The sequence below is a fragment of the Pseudomonas svalbardensis genome, from assembly GCF_030053115.1.
Classification (GTDB): Bacteria; Pseudomonadota; Gammaproteobacteria; order Pseudomonadales; family Pseudomonadaceae; genus Aquipseudomonas; species Aquipseudomonas svalbardensis.
In genome coordinates this window covers 1,761,005-1,782,668 of the sequence record NZ_CP125619.1, presented here as the reverse complement: position 1 = coordinate 1,782,668, position 21,664 = coordinate 1,761,005, and the positions used below count along the sequence as shown (strand labels likewise).

The 21,664-nt window shown below is 60.3% G+C and carries 9 protein-coding genes and 3 pseudogenes; 7 read left to right on the top strand and 5 right to left on the bottom strand.

The genetic code is table 11. From position 1 onward, the window contains the following. Positions 1–623: 623 nt before the first annotated feature. Positions 624–1,523 (bottom strand): annotated as a pseudogene (locus tag QFX16_RS08095) (type I secretion C-terminal target domain-containing protein); the annotation flags it as partial. 22 nt (positions 1,524–1,545) lie between these two features. Here QFX16_RS08095 and QFX16_RS08090 point away from each other — a divergent pair. Then, positions 1,546–2,046: pseudogene (locus QFX16_RS08090) on the top strand (EAL domain-containing protein); the annotation flags it as partial. 130 nt (positions 2,047–2,176) lie between these two features. Then, entirely contained in the window at positions 2,177–5,359 is a 3,183-nt protein-coding gene (locus tag QFX16_RS08085) for a hypothetical protein (RefSeq protein WP_283183518.1), read from the top strand. 535 nt (positions 5,360–5,894) lie between these two features. On the opposite strand, the pseudogene QFX16_RS08080 reads toward QFX16_RS08085, so the two are convergent. Next, a pseudogene (locus QFX16_RS08080) lies at positions 5,895–6,419 on the bottom strand (type I secretion C-terminal target domain-containing protein); the annotation flags it as partial. A gap of 459 nt (positions 6,420–6,878) precedes the next feature. Here QFX16_RS08080 and QFX16_RS08075 point away from each other — a divergent pair. Then, a complete protein-coding gene (locus QFX16_RS08075; RefSeq protein ID WP_283183517.1) occupies positions 6,879–7,238 on the top strand; it encodes a DUF6124 family protein in 360 nt (119 codons plus the stop codon). Positions 7,239–7,458: 220 nt separating this feature from the next. Here the strand turns inward: QFX16_RS08075 and QFX16_RS08070 are convergent, their stop codons facing one another. Continuing rightward, on the bottom strand, positions 7,459–13,152 hold the full coding sequence (locus tag QFX16_RS08070) for a retention module-containing protein (RefSeq protein ID WP_283183516.1): 5,694 nt from the start codon (positions 13,150–13,152) through the stop codon (positions 7,459–7,461). A gap of 591 nt (positions 13,153–13,743) precedes the next feature. Here QFX16_RS08070 and QFX16_RS08065 point away from each other — a divergent pair. The 3 genes from QFX16_RS08065 to QFX16_RS08055 are packed head-to-tail and all read left to right on the top strand — an operon-like array spanning position 13,744 to position 18,669. Continuing rightward, positions 13,744–15,102 carry a TolC family outer membrane protein gene (locus QFX16_RS08065; RefSeq protein ID WP_283183515.1) on the top strand — a complete coding sequence of 453 codons (1,359 nt, stop codon included), beginning with the start codon at positions 13,744–13,746 and terminating at the stop codon, positions 15,100–15,102. Between the two features lie 18 nt (positions 15,103–15,120). Continuing rightward, positions 15,121–17,280 carry a type I secretion system permease/ATPase gene (locus QFX16_RS08060; protein WP_283183514.1) on the top strand — a complete coding sequence of 720 codons (2,160 nt, stop codon included), beginning with the start codon at positions 15,121–15,123 and terminating at the stop codon, positions 17,278–17,280. Between the two features lie 9 nt (positions 17,281–17,289). Next, complete coding sequence (locus tag QFX16_RS08055; protein WP_283183513.1) at positions 17,290–18,669, top strand: HlyD family type I secretion periplasmic adaptor subunit; 1,380 nt, start codon at positions 17,290–17,292, stop codon at positions 18,667–18,669. Positions 18,670–18,806: 137 nt separating this feature from the next. Here QFX16_RS08055 and QFX16_RS08050 read toward each other — a convergent pair whose 3' ends face one another. Together QFX16_RS08050 and QFX16_RS08045 are read right to left on the bottom strand one after the other, a co-directional pair. Next, positions 18,807–19,403, bottom strand: a complete 597-nt coding sequence (locus tag QFX16_RS08050; RefSeq protein ID WP_283183512.1) for a tRNA-uridine aminocarboxypropyltransferase — start codon at positions 19,401–19,403, stop codon at positions 18,807–18,809. Between the two features lie 4 nt (positions 19,404–19,407). Then, positions 19,408–20,301, bottom strand: coding sequence for a LysR family transcriptional regulator (locus QFX16_RS08045; RefSeq protein ID WP_007945995.1), 894 nt, complete (start codon positions 20,299–20,301; stop codon positions 19,408–19,410). A 405-nt stretch (positions 20,302–20,706) separates the two neighbouring features. Here QFX16_RS08045 and speB point away from each other — a divergent pair, with 405 nt between their 5' ends. Then, entirely contained in the window at positions 20,707–21,657 is a 951-nt protein-coding gene (gene speB / locus QFX16_RS08040) for an agmatinase (RefSeq protein WP_283183511.1), read from the top strand. Positions 21,658–21,664: the final 7 nt, after the last annotated feature.

The following is a 21,664-nucleotide window of genomic DNA, read 5'->3' as shown; positions in this document are numbered from 1 at the left end:
TTAGTTCATTGCTTTCGGTCAACGCTGCGTAACGGCACCACTTCTATCAACGTTCACCACGGTCGGAGAACCGTGTTGCGGAAGAATCACTGGGCGGCCGCGGCATCCCGCTTGGAGGTCAATAGAAAGTCGTTGGTACGGCCAGACGTATCAACGGTCCGGGACAGGTAACTACACTGGCCTAGGTCACATATTGCTCGGGGTGATCGGGTCAGATACGGCCAGATACGGCGTAGTCTGCTAGCGATTTGCTCAACAAAAGGGGACGCATCTATTTATCCGTCTGATCTATCGATGCTGAATCCTGCGTGAATAATAAAAGGAGATGTTTAATAGACATCTCCTGACACTCACTCAGGCACGCCGGCTTGCGCGCCTAGGGGACGGGCTGTATTGCTTGCCGGTCGCTGGCGAACCAGCGATCAGGTTTAGCGGCGCCGAACCTTGTAGGCACAGCAGCGCTCCAAACTCTCTTGCAGATTGTTCATGCCTGCGATTGATGTCGTGGCGGTTGTGCGTGGGAGCCTTCAGGTCTGTCGGATTCCGTACTGAACGACGAAGCTACAAACACCAAAAAACCCGCCATCCCTTTCCACAGGAATGGCAGGTTTTGTCATTTCAGATCACACAGTATCCACCTTCAACGAATGGTCATTAAGCATCCCGTTGATAATCGTCGCCGTATCGTGCCCACCGGCAATCACCCCACCCGCCCCCGGCGTTACGCCGTAATGGCTGGCCAGGTTCACACCCGCCAAATCAATGGTCTGATTCGGCCCAGCGCCAGCCATGGCGCTGACGTCGATGCTGGTGACCAGTGAATCGCCGCTGCCGGTGACTTTGAAGTGCAGGTAATCATCCAGCGACGCTGCGGTGCTGTTTTCCCCTTGCAGCAGTTGCGACAGGTCGAGTTTGTCGATGCCCGGCGTGAAGTCGGTGACCACGTCGTGGCCGCTGTTGCCTTTGAGCCATTGGAAGGTGTCGGCACCGCTGCCGCCGGTGAGGGTGTTGTTGCCCAGGCCGCCGATGAGGAAGTCGTCGCCGCCCCCGCCATTAAGCATGTCGTTACCCAGGCCGCCGTTGATGATGTTGCTGTGGTTGTCGCCGGTGAGGGAGTCGTTGAAGCTGGAACCGGTGAGGTTTTCGATCGCTGTCAGGGTGTCGGTGCCGGCGCCTATGGTGTTCTGCGCACCAAGCACGCCCAGATTGACCGTAACCCCGGCGGTGGCGTGGGCATAGCTCGCGGTGTCGACGCCGGTGCCGCCGTCGAGCAGGTCGTTGCCCGCACCGCTGTACAGCAAGTCATTGCCGGCGCCGCCGTGCATTTCGTTGTTGCCGGAACCGGCGGTGAGTACGTCGTTGCCGTCGCCGGCATTGATCACGTTGTTACCGGCGCCCGCCACCAGTACATCGTCGCCCGCCGTGCCGGTGAGGGTGTGGCCGTCCTGATAGGTGACGGTCACGGCGGCGCGGGCGGTGTAGGTGCCGTGGACATCTGGCGCGATGTCGTGGGCGCCGGCGTGCCGGAAAAGGGGACGCATCTACTTATCAGCCACCCTCGACTACCTCATCGTCAATCGTTGGCCCCTGGCGTTAAGCCTGTCCGGCAGCACCCTGCGCGATCCAGCGCAGCTGCAACACATCCTCGACATGCTCGAATCGCTGCCCGAACTCGCGCCGTTGCTGATTCTGGAGATCGACGAGCGCCAACTGCCGCCTCAGGAAGAACTGCAACGCCTGAGCCACAGCCTGCTCAACACCGGTTACCGCATCGGCCTGCAGCATTTCGGCGGCAGCTTCGGCCAGATCGGCAACCTGACTCAACTGGGGCTGGCTTACTTGAAAATCGACGGTGCGTACATCCGTCACATTGATGAGCAGAGTGATAAAAAGCTGTTCATCGAGGCAATTTTTCGGGCGACCAACAGCATTGATTTGCCGTTGATTGCGGAGATGGTCGAAACCAAAGGGGAACTGGAGGTGATCAGAGAGTTGGGATTGTTTGGGGTGATGGGACGTTTGATTGGGCCGCCGGAGCCGATGTAAGGGGTATGACCGTTCGTCTGAAAGTCACGCCTACCTGTCAGATCTGACAGTAGTCAGTCTTCCCAGCCTGGTGTGTGATGAACCCGCGTCCCGAGAAGACTCAGGGCCGGTCACCTTCCAGGAGAACATGATGGATATCCAGTCCGCCGCGTTTAGCGAATTGTTTGTGCTTTTTCCCGTAATCATCCAGGGCTGGGTGTCCCCGGTGAAACCTGCCGACATCGCCCACGGCGGCATTCCCAAAGCCCTTTATGATGGCCAGGCCCAGGGCCTTGAATGCCTGGTCGATCCCTGGACCGAGCTGCGATTGCGCTCCTGGATCATGGCGGCCGATGATCGCGTGGATTTGTATTGCAACGGCGATCTCGTCCCAGGAGCAGGCCAGACCGTCAAGCCGGGGGAGGAAACGCTGCGCCAGCGTCTGTACCTGCCACACGGGAATTTGATGCATGGCGTCAACCGTCTGCATTACGTGGTCACCCGTGTCGGGGGGAACTCCGAACCCTCTCGGGATCTGCTGGTGCTGTATCACCTACGGCCTGTGGACAACCTGGATCTGGTGATCCCGGCCGACGTGCTCAAGGACGGCGTCAGCGCCGCACGGGCGGCGCAAGGGGTGGAGTTTGGGTTCACCTATGCCAACCGGCGCAACCACGACCGCATCGAATTTCTGTTGGGCGACACCCAGGTCAGGTTCGACGTCCCCGACGGCACGGCGCCGATCACCCACAAACTGTTCACCGACACGTTCCAGAAGGCGGGCGACAACCCAAGTGCGGTGGCCGAGTTCTATGTCGTCGATCAGTTGGGCAACCGGGTCAAATCCCCGGAGAAGCGGCTGGACATTCATCTCGACCGACTTGACCTGTCGGCCCCGACCGTCAAGGGCATGACCGGCACCAACTTCAGCCCGACCGAGCCGGAAGTCCGGGTGCTGGTGCCGCAGGGCTCGCTGCTGCCCGCCGACAAGCTGAGCGTGATCTGGCAAGGCGCGGCCGGCACACCGGTGGCGGGCTCCTACACCAGCCCGCAGCGGCTGGTCAGCGCCGGACTGGAGATCGCCGTGCCGCGCTCGGTGCTGGCCTACAGCCTGGGCAAACAGGTGACTGTCACCTACGTGGTCGAACGCGACGGCAAACCCACCCCCTCATTGCCTTTGCTGCTGAACATCCTGACGCTGCCGGCGACGGCGCTGATCCCGCCAAAGATCGTCGAAGCCGACGCCAACAACTTTCTGGACTTGATGGCGCTTGGCAGCAACAACGCGACCATTCACGCTCTGCTCCACACGCTGATCGAAGCGGACCAGCCGTGCTGGCTGAGCCTGGAAGGCAAGAAGGCGGACGGTACGGCGCACAACCTGACGCTGTGGAATGGCCTCCCGGCCCGGGTCAACGCCACCTGGATCAGTCAAGGATTCTGGGCCACCGCGCTGGCCAACAGCTATCTCAAGCAACTCGGACACGGCACCACGCTGACAATCAAGTTCAAGGTGTCGCTGGACAAGAGCAACAACCCGGCCACGGCCACGGTGTTTCCGGATCGGGTTTACACCATCAAGGCAGTGATGTTGGTTGTCCCGACACTGGACAACGTACTGGATACGGCTGGCAACGAAGTGCCTGAGGCGAGTCAGACTGTCAGCACAACGCTGACGCTGCGCGGCACCGCCAGCACTGGGCTGCAAGTCGAGATTTTTGACGGCAGCGGCGCGAGCGCGGTGTCCAAGGGGATTGCTACCGCCAACGCGACAACGGGGATCTGGGAACACACCATCACCGTGCCGCAGGGAGCTCGTCGGTTGTACGCAAAATCCCTGTATAGCGCTGATACCTTCTCCAATGTGCGAACACTGACGGTGACCGCTGCAACGGCACCGACCATCACCTCGCTCAAGGGCTCACCCAGCAACGTCGAAATTCCCAATGGCGGCACCACCGTCGAGACCACGGTGATCCTGACCGGCGCGGCGGCCAAGGGGCAGAAGGTCGATGTGCTGGATGGCACCGTGTCGAAAGGTCAACCGGTTGCAGATGCAACCACCGGCATCTGGACCTTGAACGTATCCGGGCTGACCGTCGCGGCGCACAGTTTCACGGCCAAGGCGATGTATGGCTCGGGCGCCACCTCGGCGGCGCGCACCCTGACGGTGACCGCCGCAACCGCACCGACCATCACCTCGCTCAAGGGCTCACCCAGCAACGTCGAAATCCCCAATGGCGGCACCACCGTCGAGACCACGGTGATCCTGACCGGCGCGGCGGCCAAGGGGCAGAAGGTCGATGTGCTGGATGGCACTGTGTCGAAAGGTCAACCGGTTGCGAATGCAACCACGGGCATCTGGACCTTGACCGTATCCGGGCTGACCGTCGCGGCGCACAGTTTCACGGCCAAGGCGCTGTATGGCTCGGGCGCCACCTCGGCGGCGCGCACCCTGACGGTGACCGCCGCAACGGCACCGACCATCACCTCGCTCAAGGGCTCGCCCAGCAACGTCGAAATTCCCAATGGCGGCACCACCGTCGAGACCACGGTGATCCTGACCGGCGCGGCGGCCAAGGGGCAGAAGGTCGATGTGCTGGATGGCACCGTGTCGAAAGGTCAACCGGTTGCAGATGCAACCACCGGCATCTGGACCTTGAACGTATCCGGGCTGACCGTCGCGGCGCACAGTTTCACGGCCAAGGCGATGTATGGCTCGGGCGCCACCTCGGCGGCGCGCACCCTTACTGTCGCCAAGGAATTTATTTTTGATGAACGCCCAGTGACTTTAATTGATGACTGCATATATTCTTCATTCTTTACTCTACGACATCCCTATGTGGATGTGACTTATACTCGTAGCCCAACACAGGGAACCCCCAATTACAGCTATAGTTCTTCCAACATTAACGTTGCCCGAGTGACACCATCTGGGAACGCATGTTTAGTAACTGGTATTAGAAACGGCTCAGCAGTCATTACTGCGCGAGACGGAACTGGGCAACAGAGAACTTTTACCGTAGTTGTAGACAAAAAAGAATACGATTTGATTCAGGGCCCAACTGGAGCAATATCTGGATATTTGAGTTGGCTACAAAATAATAATCTGATATCCACACGCCTAGGGCAAAGTCGTCCCAGCGTGGATATTCTCTTTAAGCACTTCGCTTCAAAAACACCCGGCACCCAGTACTTCCCAATGAAGTTAGGCGAAGCTACTCCAACATCTGCGATATGCTTGTTTGATTACCGACAGCTGACTTTTACGTATTCATACGTTTATGCCGGCGATCGACCTCTGCGTATTTATTTGGGACTAAGAGCACGTTAAATGAAATTTAAATTTTTATAACAGCTAGGAAACAGTTGACATATTTATTTAACAAACTGAAAAAAAGCAAGGTATAAGTTGCCGAAGGCTGCGGTCTTTTTATCTTTATTTTTTTGGCAAGATCAAAAGATCGCAGCCTTCGGCAGTTCAGTTCCTACGGGATCGGTGTCAGGTCCGGAAGATGCCTACAGGCAACGCAGCTATATCCGGCCTTGCGCCGATTGACTGCCCCGCCCTCACTCCCTATCCTCACGCCCGTCACGACTCATTCGTGATCGGGTTTGACGGCTCGGAGGAAAAGGGAACGCATTTATTTACCGGCCCAAGTTGTTTGGTCGAGTTACACCGACCTGAAAAATCGCGTGAAACTCAGGTTTTTGAGTTGTTTCATAACTTGAGCCACGCACGGTCAGTCCCCTCTCCCTCTGGGAGAGGGTTAGGGTGAGGGATGGATTCCGAACTGAACGACGAACCCACAAACACCACAAAACCCGCCATCCCTTTCCACAGGAATGACGGGTTTTGTCATTTCAGATCACACCGTATCCACCTTCAACGAATGGTCATTGAGCATCCCGTTGATGATGGTCGCCGTATCGTGCTCCCCCGCAATCACCCCACCCGCCCCCGGCGTTACGCCGTAATGGCTGGCAAGGTTCACACCCGCCAGGTCAATGGTCTGATTCGGCGCGGCGCCAGCCATGGCGCTGACGTCGATGCTGGTGACCAGTGAATCGCCACTGCCGGTAACTTTGAAGTGCAGGTAATCATCCAGCGACGCCGCAGTGCTGTTTTCCCCTTGCAGCAGTTGCGACAGGTCGAGTTTGTCGATGCCCGGCGTGAAGTCGGTGACCACGTCGTGGCCGCTGTTGCCTTTGAGCCACTGGAAGGTGTCGGCACCGCTGCCGCCGGTGAGGGTGTTGTTGCCCAGGCCGCCGATGAGGAAGTCATCGCCGCCCCCGCCGTTGAGCATGTCGTTACCCAAGCCGCCGTTGATGATGTTGCTGTGGTTATCGCCCGTCAGGGAATCGTTGAAGTTGGAAAGGATAAGGGGACGGATCTATTTAATATTGAGCGTTTAAAAAGATCGCAGCCTGCGACAGTTCATACAGCGGATTGCATTTGATCCTGCTGGAGTTGCCGGGGGCTGTGATCTATTGCTTTTAAGCTATGGCGTTTAAAAACACTTCCAGACACGCCTTCCAGGCTACACATCCTTGCGCCATTGCCTACAGATACGCCAGAATCCGCCGGCTTGTGCGCCGTGGGGGTGGGCTCTATTGTGGTCCGGTCGCTGACGAATCAGCGATCGGGTTTAGCGACCTGATTCTATGTAGGCGCATCAGCGCTCCAAACTCCATCGCAGATCTCCTGATTGCGATTGGTGTCATGGCGGCTGTGCGTGGGAGACCTTCGGGTCTGCCGGGCGCCTACACCCGGTTCGCTAACCTGCGTCCAGCCGCCACCTTTATCTGTTTAGCGACAGGTTTTAGTGGCTCCACTTTGTAGGAGCTTCTCCATGTTCAAACCCACACCCAACCCGCCCGAAACCGCCCCCACCTCCCCCTACGAATCCCTCGATTCGAAAAAACTCCACGAAGCCGCTGACCGCGCGCTCGACCACTACCTCTGCCCGCCCGGCTCCACGCCGCCCCCACGTAAAACCCGCGGGATGTATGCCGTGACCGCGGACACAAAAAACGAGGAACTGTTGACCGATGCCTGCGAAACTCTCGCTTCGGCAAAGACCATCGCCCAGGACTTCGCCGGCCAGTTGCCGGGGCCGCAGCGCCGGACGGTGTTGGGGATTGCGCAGTTGATCATGCTCGGGGAACTGGCGGTGAATCGGGTGCTGGATAATCTGGAGTTGCCGGGCTGACCGAGGCCTGAGTAACACTTACTGATTGATTCGGTGTCCATTCTGGCCCCTTCGCGAGCAAGCCCGCTTGTGTCTTGCGCAGGAATTAGACTGAGGATGAGAGCGGGCTTGCTCGCGAAGGCTGACTCACCGACGACACATCTTTTCAGACAGAAAAAACCCGCCGCCCCGTTTGATCGGGCAGCGGGTTTTGTCGTTTCAGGCTCGAATCAAAAGCCGATCACACCGTATCCACCTTCAACGAATGGTCATTAAGCATCCCGTTGATAATCGTCGCCGTATCGTGCCCACCGGCAATCACCCCACCCGCCCCCGGCGTTACGCCGTAATGGCTGGCCAGGTTCACACCCGCCAAATCAATGGTCTGATTCGGCGCAGCGCCAGCCATGGCGCTGACGTCGATGCTGGTGACCAGTGAATCGCCGCTGCCGGTGACTTTGAATTGCAGGTAGTCATCCAGCGACGCCGCGGTGCTGTTTTCCCCTTGCAGCAGTTGCGACAGGTCGAGTTTGTCGATGCCCGGTGTGAAGTCGGTGACCACGTCGTGGCCGCTGTTGCCTTTGAGCCACTGGAAGGTGTCGGCACCGCTGCCGCCGGTGAGGGTGTTGTTGCCCAGGCCGCCGATCAGGAAGTCATCGCCGCCCCCGCCGTTGAGCATGTCGTTACCCAGGCCGCCGTTGATGATGTTGCTGTGGTTGTCGCCGGTGAGCGAGTCGTTGAAGTTGGAACCGGTGAGGTTTTCGATCGCTGTCAGGGTGTCGGTGCCGGCGCCCACCGTGTTCTGCGGGGTGAGCAGGTTCAGATCGACGGTGACGCCGGCCGTAGCGTGGGCATAGCTCGCGGTGTCGACGCCGGAGCCACCGTCGAGCAGGTTGTTGCCCGCACCGCTGTACAGCAAGTCATTGCCGGCGCCGCCGTGCAACTCGTTGTTGCCGGCGCCCGCCACCAGTACATCATCGCCCGCCGTGCCGGTGAGGATGTGGCCGTCCTGATAGCTGATGGTCGCGGCACCGCTGTCGCTGCCGCCATGGCTGTCGTTGGCAGCGTAGGTGCCGTGGGCATCTGGCGTGATGTCGTGGGCACCGGCGTAGTTGAGGGTCATGGTCAGTTGATAGTCTTCCGCCCCCTTCCCGCTGCTGCCCGGACCATCGATGTCGATGTTGGTGATGTGAATCTGGTACGTGCCGTCCGCTGCGGCAGTGATGGTCTGGCCGTCGGCGATGGCAATGAAGGCCCCACCGTTGACGGAGTACTCCATTGCGATGTGACCGCCCGCGAGGTTGTGATCCAGGTTAAGGGTTTCACCCTGTTTGAGGTTGACGGTGATGCGGTCCTCATCATTGGCATTGGCGACAGCGCCCAGATAGCCGCTGACCACCAGCAATGCGGTCATGGTCGCGACGTTGCCGGCAAAGGCGTTCCGCACATTTGCCAATGCCTGGTTCGCCTCGTTGTTGGTGCCGTAGAAATTGATCGCTCCGCTGCCGGTGAAGTCCGCACCTTTGGCAATCCAACCGGTGTTTAAGGTGGTCGGCGACGCGCTGAGCGCTTTGATGCAGCTGTCGCTGACATCGATAGTAATAGTGGTGGTTCTTTCGTCACCATCGCCATCGCGCAAAGTGTAGGTGAACACGTCGGTCGCACCGGGACCGTTCACGGCGTCCGGGTTGCTGTGATAGACCGCGTTGCCCGCTGCATCCAGCGTCAGGTAACCGTAGGTGCCATTGATGTGGCTGTTCAGGCCGCCGATGACCGAGGTCGAGGTGTCTGAACCGGCGCGCACGCCGACCACCCCACCCCCATCGGCGTCGCCGAAGTCGTTCGCCAGCACGTTGCCACTGACGATACCGCCCTCCGCTACCGAGGCTGCATCGGGGTTGGCAGTCGGCAGGTCATCGACGATTTTGACCACGATGGTGCTGGTGGTGGAATGGCCCAGGGCGTCGGTGGCTTTGTAAGTGAAACTTTCGCTGAGGGTATTCTCGCCATCGTCGGCGGGCGGCGTGGTGCTTGGCGCCGAGGTCAGCGTGTAAGTGTAGGAGCCATCGGGATTGAGGAGGATTTGCCCGTAGGTGCCGGTGGCGCTGCCGACCAGGGTGTAAGTGATCGCACCGCTGGCACCGGTGACGGAGCCGACCAGAGTGCCACTGGCGGTTTCAACCGTGCGGTCTGGCTGGCTGCCGGTGACGGTGCCCGCCGCCAGATCCTGACCGTCCTTGTTGAGATCCAGGGCTTTTTCGTAGACGGTCACGTCGCTGTCGCTGACCGCGCTGATGCAGCTGTTGAGCACGTCGATGGTGATGGTGGTGGTGCTTTGGTCACCGTCGGCATCGCGCAGGGTGTAGGTGAACACGTCGGTCGCGCCAGGGCCGCTTACGGCGTTCGGGTTGCTGTGGTAGACGGCGTTGCCGTTGGCGTCCAGCGTCAGGTAACCGTAGGTGCCATTGATTTGGCTGTTGAGGCCGCCGATGACCGGGGTGGAGGTGTCTGAACCGGCACGCACGCCGAGCACCGCTCCTGCGGCGAGGCCATCGGCGCCGCCGACGTCGTTCCACAGCACGTTGCCGCTGACGATGCCGCCTTCGGCGACTGAAGTCTCGTCGGCATGAGCAGTCGGCAGGTCATCGACGATGTTGACCACGATGGTGCTGGTGGTGCTGTTGCCCAAGGCGTCGGTGGCTTTGTAGGTGAAGCTTTCGCTCAGGATGTTCGGCCCGTCGTTGGCGTTCGGCGTGGTGCTTGGCGCCGACGTCAGCGTGTAGGTGTAGGTGCCGTTGGGATTGAGCAGGATTTGCCCGTAGGTGCCGGTAGCGTTGCCGACCAGGGTGTAGGTGATTGCACCGACCGCGCCGCTGACCGAACCGACCAGCGTGCCACTGGCGGTTTCGCCGGTGTTGCCCGGCTGACTCCCGGTGACGGTGCCGGCCGCCAGATCCTGGCCGTCCTTGTTCAGATCCAGGGCTTTTTCGTAGACGGTCACGTCGCTGTCGCTGACCGCGCTGATGCAGCTGTTGAGCACGTCGATGGTGATGGTGGTGGTGCTTTGGTCACCGTCGGCATCGCGCAGGGTGTAGGTGAACACGTCGGTCGCGCCAGGGCCGCTTACGGCGTTCGGGTTGCTGTGGTAGACGGCGTTGCCGTTGGCGTCCAGCGTCAGGTAACCGTAGGTGCCATTGATCTGACTGTTGAGGCCGCCGATGACCGGGGTGGAGGTGTCTGAACCGGCACGCACGCCGAGCACCGCTCCTGCGGCGAGGCCATCGGCGCCGCCGACGTCGTTCCACAGCACGTTGCCGCTGACGATGCCGCCTTCGGCGACCGAAGTCTCGTCGGCATGAGCAGTCGGCAGGTCATCGACGATTTTGACCACGATGGTGCTGGTGGTGCTGTTGCCCAGGGCGTCGGTGGCTTTGTAGGTGAAGCTTTCGCTCAGGGTGTTCGGCCCGTCGTTGGCGTTCGGCGTGGTGCTGGCCGGCGAGGTCAGCGTGTAGGTGTAGGTGCCGTTGGGATTGAGCAGGATTTGCCCGTAGGTGCCGGTGGCGTTGCCGACCAGGGTGTAGGTGATCGCGCCGCTGGCGCCGCTGACCGAACCGACCAGCGTGCCACTGGCGGTTTCGCCGGTGTTGCTCGGCTGGCTGCCGGTGACGGTGCCCGCCGCCAGATCCTGACCGTCCTTGTTGAGGTCCAGGGCTTTTTCGTAGACGGTCACGTCGCTGTCACTGACCGCTCTGATGCAGCTGTTGAGCACGTCGATGGTGATGGTGGTGGTGCTTTGGTCACCGTCGGCATCGCGCAGGGTGTAGGTGAACACGTCGGTCGCGCCAGGGCCGCTTACGGCGTTCGGGTTGCTGTGGTAGACGGCGTTACCGTTGGCGTCCAGCGTCAGGTAACCGTAGGTGCCATTGATCTGACTGTTGAGGCCGCCAACGGCTGAAGTCGAGGTGTCTGAACCGGCACGCACGCCGATTACCGCCCCTCCTGCGGCGAGTCCATCGGCACCGCCGACGTCGTTCCACAGCACGTTGCCACTGACGATGCCGCCTTCGGCGACCGCGGTCGAGTCGGCGTGGGCGATCGGCTGATCATCAACGATTTTGACCACGATGGTGCTGGTGGTGCTGTTGCCCAGGGCATCGGTGGCTTTGTAGGTGAAGCTTTCACTCAAGGTGTTGGCGCCGTCGTTGGCGTGCGGCGTGGTGCTAGCCGGCGAGGTCAGGGTGTAGGTGTAGGTGCCATTGGGGTTGAGCAGGATTTGCCCGTAGGTGCCAGTGGCGCTGCCGACCAGCGTGTAAGTGATCGCGCCGGTGGCACCGGTGACCGAACCAACCAGCGTGCCACTGGCGGTTTCGCCGGTGTTGCTCGGCAGGCTGCCGGTGACGGTGCCGGGCGCCAGATCCTGGCCATCCTTGTTCAGGTCGAGGGCTTTTTCGTAGACGGTCACGTCACTGTCGCTGACCGCCGTGATCGCGCTGTTGTGCACGTCGATGGTGATGGTCGTGGTGCTTTGGTCACCGTCGGCATCGCGCACGGTGTAGGTGAACGTGTCGGTCGCCCCGGGGCCGCTCACGGCGTTCGGGTTGCTGTGGTAGACGGCGTTGCCGTTGGCATCCAGCGTCAGGTAACCGTAGGTGCCATTGATCTGGCTGTTGAGGCCGCCAACGGCTGAAGTCGAGGTGTCTGAACCGGCACGCACGCCGACCACCGCGCCTCCTGCGGCGAGGCCATCGGCGCCACCAACGTCGTTCCACAGCACGTTGCCACTGACGATGCCGCCCTCCGCGACCGCGGTCGAGTCGGGGTTGGCGGTCGGCAGGTCATCGACGATGTTGACGTTGATTTGCCCGGTCGCCGTACTGCCGTCCGTATCGGTGGCAACGACATCAAAATTCTCGGTGATGCTGTTGGCGCCGTCACCGGCCGGATGGGTTTCATTGTCGTTGAGGGTGTAGCTGTAACTCACAACCCCCGTGGCCGGGTTGTAGCCGGTGACGGTCAGGGTGTTGCCCAACGGGGTGGTGATCGATTGCGGGAAGCCAGCGGCAACGCCACCGCTGATCACGTTGATCCCTCCGATGGTCAGGCTGGTCAGCCCGTCAGGAGCAGACACGCTGAACGTGCCGGTCTTGGTCAGTGCCCCAGGGTTGGGGGCCGAACCGTCGGCCAGGTTGGCCTCATTGAGGGTCAGTTCGCCCCCTGCCACCGACAGGCCGGTGAGGGTCACCGGATTGTTCGGCACTTCAGGAACAACCGGTGTCACAGGAACAATCGGTGTTACAGGAACAACGCCTGAACCGCCTGAACCGCCTGAACCACCCGAACCGCCTGAACCGCCTGAACCTGCACCGTTGTCGCCGTTGTCGCCGTTGTCGCCGTTGTCGCCGTTGTCGCCGTTGTCGCCGTTGTCCGGGTTTCCGGCCAGCCGCTCCAGGGGAAACTCAGGAATGCCGTTGAAACCTGCGGTAGGAAAACCAATGGTCGGATCGACCCGCCCGCCCACCTCTTCAAGCATGACAAACGTGTGGCCGCCGCCCAGTGCACCGGGTGCGCCGGTCGATCCCGGTCCGGCCGCCGTGGCTTCAGCGGTCTGGGTCGGGTCGTCGCCGGCAGCGATCGCTTTTTGCAGTTGCTCGACATCGGTCAGTTGCGCCTGAGTCGGCGTCACCGCTTCAGCAGTGTCCACATGGGGAGACTGATGCACGAGTAACTGGGGCGTCATCTCCATACTGCTGCCACGCCCAAGTGTCAGTTCCTGGCCATTCTGCAGATGAACCGCTACCGCGCCTTCGGCCCCGGTGACCAGTTGATCGCCGGCGAATAACCGGTCCCCCTCGACCAGCGCGCGTCGGGTGCCATCGCTCGCAACCGCGAACACCTGACCAATGACCTTACTGACAATACCGATGAGCGTAGCCATGTGCACTTCCTCCGCTGCCAACCGCTGTCGGCATCCTGTTTTTGCGAAGAACGTGCTCCTGGCTCCAACGGGTTGCCTGGCGGAATCGCCTGCTGGCAGCGGTTACCTGAAGTAAGCCGCTGCCCTGGCGCCGTTCTCGCCAAGCGTGCCGCTCGCGGGCGACGTGTCTGCTGCGGGATAAAAACCCTCTGCAATCAATGGCATCGGGATCCACTTGCGCAACAAGTCGCCCTTTGAGCGATGCGTAACGGTTTTGATCCACAAAGGTGACAAAAAACCGTCACCTTAAAACCGTCCGCTCCCCTCCCCTCCAGCACTTCCCCGCCCTATGTCGATTGTGGTTTGAAACTTTCCTCAAGCCCCGCCGAGCGCTCTAAGGCTCATAAATCAAGGGCTTTCGCAGTGAACAATGTGCTGGATTTTGCGGAGCGCATAAGTTTTTTTTTGCATAAGCCTTATGAAAAATTCTTCTATGGTTCTCTCCAGAATGTTCTTAGCTCTGTTGTTACAAGCATGAAACGGTTTTCACTATAAATTCCGTCAAATATTTGGCGACTAATAAGCACCATTAGGAATCAGGGAGAGGCACCCATGCGCGTATTAACCCCCCTCTGCAGCGCAATTTTGCTGGCCATGGCCTGCACTTCTCAGGCTCAAGCCATGTCATTGACGGAGGCGATTCAGAGCACCATCGCAACCCACCCGGAGCTGGCGTCGCGTGTAGACAGCCGCCTCTCGGCCGATGAACAAGTGAAAGTCGCCAAGGGGGGCTTTTATCCATCGGTTGATCTGAATGCCGCCTACGGGCGCGGGTACAGCGATAACACCAGCACCCGGGCATTCGGTAATCACCACACCGAAATCCTGACCTACACCCAATCGGAATTGCGTCTGCGGCAAATGCTCTTCGATGGTTTCAACACCTCCAACGAAGTCCAGCGCACCAAAGGCGTGGTCAATTCCCGGGCCTATTACGCTCAGGGCACCGCTCAGGATCTGGCCCTGCGCACCATCGAGGTCTACCTCGAAGTGCTCAAGCGCCGCGAACTGGTGACCCTGGCCACGAACAATCTGCAAGCTCACATGCGGGTCAACGATCAGATCGGTCTGCGCACCCAGCGTGGTATCGGCAGCACCGCAGACTCCGACCAGTCCGTCGCTCGCCGGGCACTGGCACAAAACAACCTCGATACCGCTGAAGTTGATCTGGCGGATGCCGAGTCGAACTTCTACGCCGTCGTGGGGCGCCTGCCCGATGAACTCGAAGCCCCGCCCTCGACCCGCGGCGAACTGCCCGCCACCCTGCAGGAAGCCCAGCAAAGCATGGTCGAAAACAACCCGTACCTGAAATCCGCCCAGGCCGATGTGCAATCGGCCGAGAGCCAGTACGAAGTTGCCAAGTCGCCGTTCTACCCTCGCTTCGACGCCGAAGCCGCCGTGGGTGCGAACAATAACGTGCAGGGCGATGAAGGCCACGACAACGAGTGGCGAGTCGGCGTAGTGATGAACTACAACCTGTTCCGCGGTGGCAGCGACAAGGCTCGCCTGGCCTCCAATGCGCACCAGATCAACCAGGCGCTGGACATCCGCAACAATGCCCTGCGCCAACTCAACGAGAACATTCACCTGGCCTGGAACGCCATGGTCAACGCCAAGAAACAAACCCCGACCGCCCGCGAATACGCGGACACCAGCGGGCGCGTACGCGTGGCGTATCAGGACCAGTTCGGCCTCGGTCAACGCACCCTGCTCGACCTGCTGGACAGTGAAAACGAGCTCTACAACGCCAACCGCCGCTACACCGAAGTGCGCTACACCGAGGAGTACTCGATGTACCGTGTGCTGGCGAACATGGGTCAGTTGCTGAGCAAACAACGGGTGGTGTTGCCCGCCGATGCGATCGCCTCCTCCGAAGTGAAAAACGAAGCCCGTTTGCCTGAACTGAAGTAGGCCTATGGAGAGACCAATGTGACCAGCATGGAAACCGGCAACATCAGTGTCGATCCGCGCTTGAGTTTCGATGACCCGCTTCTGGACGGTCTGTTGATCCTCTGCAAACTCCATGGCGCGACGGTCAGTCGCGCCAGCCTGAGTGCCGGGCTTCCCCTGAACAAACAACGCTTGAGCCTGGACCTGCTACCTCGCGCAGCGGCCCGGGCCAGTTTGCAGGCGCGATTGCTGCGCCGTGAACTGGCGGACATTTCCGCCCTCAACCTGCCTGTGATGCTGATCCTCAACAACGGCCGCACCACCATTCTGCGACGCTTCGGCGATGACGGTCAGTTGCTGATTCTGCCGAGCGAAGCCGACGGCGGTGAACAATGGGTCAGCACGGACGAACTGGCCGAAAATTACAGCGGCCAAGCCTTGTTCGCGCGGCCGCGGCATGAACTCGAAGACTTGCGCTCGCCGCTGGTGCCGCGGGTGGAGGCGTGGTTTCGAGACACTTTGAAGCTGTCGAAGTGGCTGTACAGCGACGCGATTCTGGCGAGTTTTCTGATCAACCTGCTGGGGTTGATGGTGCCGCTGTTCGTGATGCAGACCTACGACCGGGTGGTGCCGAACCAGGCCACGTCGACGTTGTGGGTGCTGTCCATCGGCTTGCTGATCGGCACCGGTTTCGAACTGGTGTTGCGGGTGGTCCGCGCGCACCTGCTGGACACCGCCGGGCAGAAAACTGACGTGATCCTTTCGGCCACGTTGTTCGAACGCATTACCGGCATGGCGATGAAAGCGCGGCCGGCGACCATTGGTGGTTTCGCCCAAAGCATCCATGACTTCCAGGGCCTGCGGGAATTCCTCACCGCCGTAACGCTGACAAGCCTGATCGACCTGCCCTTTGCCGTGCTGATGCTGGTGGTGATCGGCCTGCTCGGCGGCTGGCTGGTGGTGATTCCGTTACTGGCGTTTCCGATCACGATCCTCTTCGCGATGGTGATTCAGGTGCGTCTGCGCGATACCGTGCAGAAAAGCCTGACCCTGGGTGCCGAACGCCAGGCGCTGCTGATCGAAACCCTCGGCGGTCTGGAAACCCTCAAGGCCTGCAGCGCCGAAAGCGAACGCCAGCACACATGGGAAAGCACCCACGGCGCCCTCACCCGCCTCGACAGCCATGCGCGCAACCTCTCGGCACTGGCCACCAACGGCACGCTGTTCATCCAGCAATTCTGCGGCATGGCGACCATCGTCGCCGGGGTCTACAGCATCATCGCCGGCAACCTCAGCGTCGGCGCGCTGGTGGCGACCTACATGCTCGGCAGCCGGGTGCTCGCGCCGCTGGGGCAGATTGCCGGTTTGATCACGCGCTATCAGCAAGCGCAACTGACCATGAAAAGTACCGATGCGCTGATGTCCTTGCCGCAGGAGCGTGACGTCAAACAACGGCCACTGGAACGCACACAACTGCAAGGCGCAATAGACGTCAGCAGTGTGACGTTCCACTACAACGGCCAGAACGCTGCGGCGTTGGCCAACATCAGCTTCAGCGTGAAACCCGGCGAGCGGATCGGCATCATCGGTCGCAGCGGCTCGGGCAAAAGTACGCTGGCGCGGCTGGTGATGGGTTTCTACGAACCGGAAGAAGGCCAATTGCTGCTCGATGGCCTGGACTTGCGGCAACTGGACGTCGCCGACCTGCGCCAGCAAATCGGTTACGTCGCCCATGACCTGCCGCTGTTGGCCGGCAGCCTGCGCGACAACCTGACCCTCGGCGCACGCTACATCAGCGATTCACGGATGCTCGAAGTCGCCGAACTGACCGGCGTCACCGAGCTGGCGCGTCAACATCCGCAAGGCTTCGACCGGCCGGTGGGTGAACGCGGACAACTGCTGTCCGGCGGTCAACGTCAGGCGGTGTTGCTGGCTCGCGCCTTGTTGCTGGATCCGCCGATCATGTTGCTCGACGAACCCACCAGTGCCATGGACAACAGCAGCGAAGACGTTCTGCGGCAAAAACTCCACCGCTGGGTCCAGGGCAAAACCCTGCTGCTGGTAACCCACCGCACCTCGATGCTCAGCCTGGTGGATCGGCTGGTGGTGCTGGACAACGGGCGGATCGTCGCCGACGGTCCGAAAGAAGTGGTCATCGATGCACTGCGCAAGGGCCGTGTCGGCTCTGCGGCTGTCTAGGAGCTAGCCATGGCCCGTTCATCATCCGACGCGTCGCGCTCTGATTCGAAGCCGCGCGGCTACTTTGGCAGTTTCAGCAAAAGCGCCGAAAGCGAATTCATGCCGGAAACCGCCGGCGCCTCGTTGCAGGACTCACCACGCTGGTCGCGGATCACCGTGTGGCTGGCGGCTGCGCTGATTATCACGGCGGTGGTCTGGGCCAAGTTTGCGGTGCTGCAAGAAGTGACCATGGGCGAAGGCAAGGCGATTCCGTCGAGCAAGGTTCAAGTGATCCAGAACCTGGAGGGTGGCATCGTCACGGAGATCTTCGTGCGCGAAGGGCAAATGGTGAACAAGGGCGACACCTTGCTGCGCCTCGACGACACTCGATTCCTGTCGAACAAGGGCGAAAGCGAGGCGGATCGGTATGCGCTGACCGCGCAGGTCGAACGGCTGTCGGCCGAAGCGGAAGGCCGGCCGTTCAAGCTCTCCCCGGAAGTGATCGCCAAGGCGCCGCAAGTGGCCGAAGACGAGCGCTCGCTGCACGAGCAACGACAACGTCGACTGGCCAGCGAACAGCGCACCTTGAGTGAGCAACTTCGGCAAAAAACCCAGGAGCTGGCAGAGTTCCGCTCCAAGCAGGGCCAATACAGTTCAAGCCTGGCATTGCTGCAACAAGAAATGAACATGTCCGCGCCGCTGGTAGGCAGCGGGGCGGTTTCGCCGGTGGAAATATTGCGACTCAAACGCAGTGCGGTGGAGATTCGCGGTTCATTGAACGCCACGACCCTGGCAATTCCCCGTGCGGAATCGGCGATCAATGAGATCAAAAGCAAGATTGATGAGTCCGAACAATCCTTCCGCTCCGACGCGGCGAAAGAGCTGAATGAAAAACGCACCGACCTGTCGAAAATCACGGCATCGAGCATTGCTATCGATGACCGCGTCACCCGCACCACAGTGGTGTCGCCGGTTCACGGGATTATCAAAGTGCTGAAGGTCAACACCATCGGCGGCGTGGTCCAGCCGGGCAGCGACATGGTGGAAATCGTGCCCATTGAAGACAACTTGCTGATCGAAGCCAAAGTGCGGCCGCAGGACGTGGCGTTTCTGCACCCGGGGCAGAAAGCGATGGTCAAGTTCAGTGCTTACGATTACACGATTTATGGCGGGCTGAGTGCGAAGCTGGAGTTGATTGGGGCGGACACGATTACGGATGACAAGGGCAACAGCTTTTATCTGATTCAGGTACGGACGGATAAAAACCATCTGGGCGGGGATGCAAAACCGTTGCTGATTATTCCGGGGATGGTGGCGACGGTGGATATTATTACTGGGGAGAAAAGTGTGTTGGATTACTTGCTCAAACCGGTGCTCAAAGCCCGGACCGAAGCGATGCGCGAACGATAGTTCTGGTTAGGTTTATTGGTGATTGTCCATCGCTTTCGCGAGCAGGCTCGCTCCCACAGTTGACCGAGTTCTTCCAGAAGAAATGCGATCCACTGTGGGAGCGAGCCTGCTCGCGATGAGGCCCGCACAGGCAATGATCATTTCGGCCCATGATTGCGCTGAAAAGTCTCCTCCCCCATCGCCGCAATCTGCCCCTCGATCAACGCTTCGAACGGCCGCAGCAAAGGTTCGAAGGTGGTCGGTGCTTCGAGGGTCTGCAACGCCTGAACAATCGCCTCCACCGTCGACAACGCGCCCGGCCCCGGTGCTTTTCGCAATCGATATCTCGATACCCCGCCCTGCGCCAACGTCACCCTCGGCAGCGCCGCCAGCAACGGGTTGAGGTGCAGCATCTTGCGCGCCTTGCGCCAGGTGCCGTCCGGGACGACCAGCAACAATGGTTGATCAGTTGCCGTGTAAGCCTGCAACGGCTGCGCATCGTCAGCAGGAAACAGCAGCCGAGCCTGATAGCCCGGTTGATTCAACAATGCCGGTAAATCCTCGAACACCTCGCCCACTATCAACTCGGCATTCTTCAACCCCAACGCCGCCAACCGTGCGGTGTTCAGCGCATGGTTCACTTCACTGGGATGCTGCAGCAGCAACACCCGGGTGCGGCTGTCGAGGCTCGGAATCAGTGGACACAAACAGTGAGTTTGCGGACGCAGGCAGCGCGGACATTGGATTCTGGACATTTTTTCAAGCCTGATTCAGTTGTGCTTTGAGCAAGTCGCGGAAGGTCTGGATCAACGGCTCGCGGCTGCGGCCACGACGCACGATCATCGAGAACGGCGCCTGATACCCGAAGGTCGCCGGCAGCAGCACCCGCAAATCGCCCTTGTCCGCCCACGCCTGGGCGTAGTGCTCCGGCAGGTAACCGATGTAGGCGCCGGACAGCACCAGAATCAGCTGCGCTTCCATACTTTCCACCGTCGCCGCGCTGTGCTTGAAACCGTGGCGTGCCAGTTCCGCCTGGCTCCAGTAGCCGCGGCCAACCATGCGTTGCTGAGTGATGACTTGCTCGGGAATGCGCCGTTCGGTGAACAGCGGATGACGGCTGCTGCAATACAACCAGTGTTGTTCGCGGTACAGCGGCATGTACACCAGACCGCTCATGCGCGTGGAGAACGCGCCGATGGCCAGGTCGAGGCGGTTGTCCTGCACGCCGAGTTGCAGCTCGTAAGGGCTCATGACCGACAAATGCAAATGCACGGCCGGGTGTTCCTGGCTGTAGGCGCCAATGGCTTCGGCGAAGGGCAAGGCCTTGTCGCTGACGGTGGAGTCGATGACGCCGAGGTTCAAGGTGCCGCGCAGTTCGCCCTTGAGCGCCGCAGCGTATTGTTCGAAGCCTTCGAGTTCGCCGAGCAGACGCAGGGTTTCCTGGTGAAACAGCTCGCCTTTGCTGGTCAGGCTGAAACCACCGCGGCCGCGATGGCACAGGACCAGACCGAGGGCGGCTTCGAGCTGGCTCATGTAAGTGCTGATGGCCGAGGTCGAGAGGTTGAGCTCTTGCTGGGCGTTGGCAAACCCCTGATGGCGAACCACGCTGACGAAGATGCGCAACAGTTTCAGGTCGGGTAATGCGTTGGCCATGGGGGCTCCGGGCTTTAGAAATGTGTTGCCTGTTGAATCCACCCCTCACCCCAGCCCTCTCCCCAAGGGGAGAGGGGGAAAGGGAGCCGATCTCCATGGCTTTCAAATCCTGAGTTCGACTCTATATTTCAGGTCGATGTAATTCCCGAGAACACCTCGGTCAGTCCCCTCTACCCCCTGGGGAGAGGGTTAGGGTGAGGGGTCGTTCTTGAGCCGGCCACAAATCTCAATGCCGCAAAGTCTAATCCCCCTCCAGCCATTAGTTTAGAAAAATCTGAACTAAGTATTTGTCCGTAGCGATTCTTCCCGGCCACTACATTTCGCAGAATCGCCCCACAGCGGTGCCTGCGTCTCTCCGACCTGCGCAACCGACATAAATAAAACAACGACGATGAGGCCTTACCCGTGGACAAGATTCTTCACCAACCACTGGGCGGCAATGAAATGCCGCGCTTCGGCGGCATCGCCACCATGATGCGACTTCCCCATTTGCCAACCGCTGCCGGTCTGGATGCTGCCTTCGTTGGCATCCCGCTGGACATCGGCACTTCCCTGCGTCCCGGTACCCGTTTCGGACCTCGCGAAATCCGTGCTGAATCGGTGATGATCCGCCCGTACAACATGGCTACCGGCGCTGCACCGTTTGACTCGCTGTCGGTTGCCGACATCGGTGACGTGGCGATCAACACGTTCAACCTGCTGGACGCGGTACGGATCATCGAAGAGTCCTACCACAAAATCCTCGAACACAATGTGATCCCCCTGACCCTCGGCGGCGACCACACCATTACTCTGCCAATCCTGCGTGCAATTCATAAGAAGCACGGCAAGGTCGGCCTGGTGCACATCGACGCTCACGCTGATGTGAACGACCACATGTTCGGCGAGAAAATCGCCCACGGCACCACCTTCCGTCGCGCTGTCGAAGAAGGCCTTCTGGATCCGGACCGCGTGGTGCAAATCGGTCTGCGCGCTCAGGGCTACACCGCTGACGACTTCAACTGGAGCCGCAACCAGGGCTTCCGTGTGGTTCAGGCTGAAGAGTGCTGGCACAAATCCCTGGCACCGCTGATGGCCGAAGTTCGCGAGAAAGTCGGCGGCGGTCCGGTGTACCTGAGTTTCGACATCGACGGCATCGATCCAGCCTGGGCGCCAGGTACCGGCACCCCGGAAATCGGTGGTCTGACGACCATTCAGGCGATTGAAATTGTTCGCGGCTGCCAAGGCCTCGACCTGGTCGGCTGCGATCTGGTAGAAGTCTCGCCCGCTTACGACACCACCGGCAACACCTCGCTGCTGGCCGCCAACCTGCTGTACGAAATGCTCTGCGTACTGCCTGGCGTGGTCCACCGCTGAGGATCGG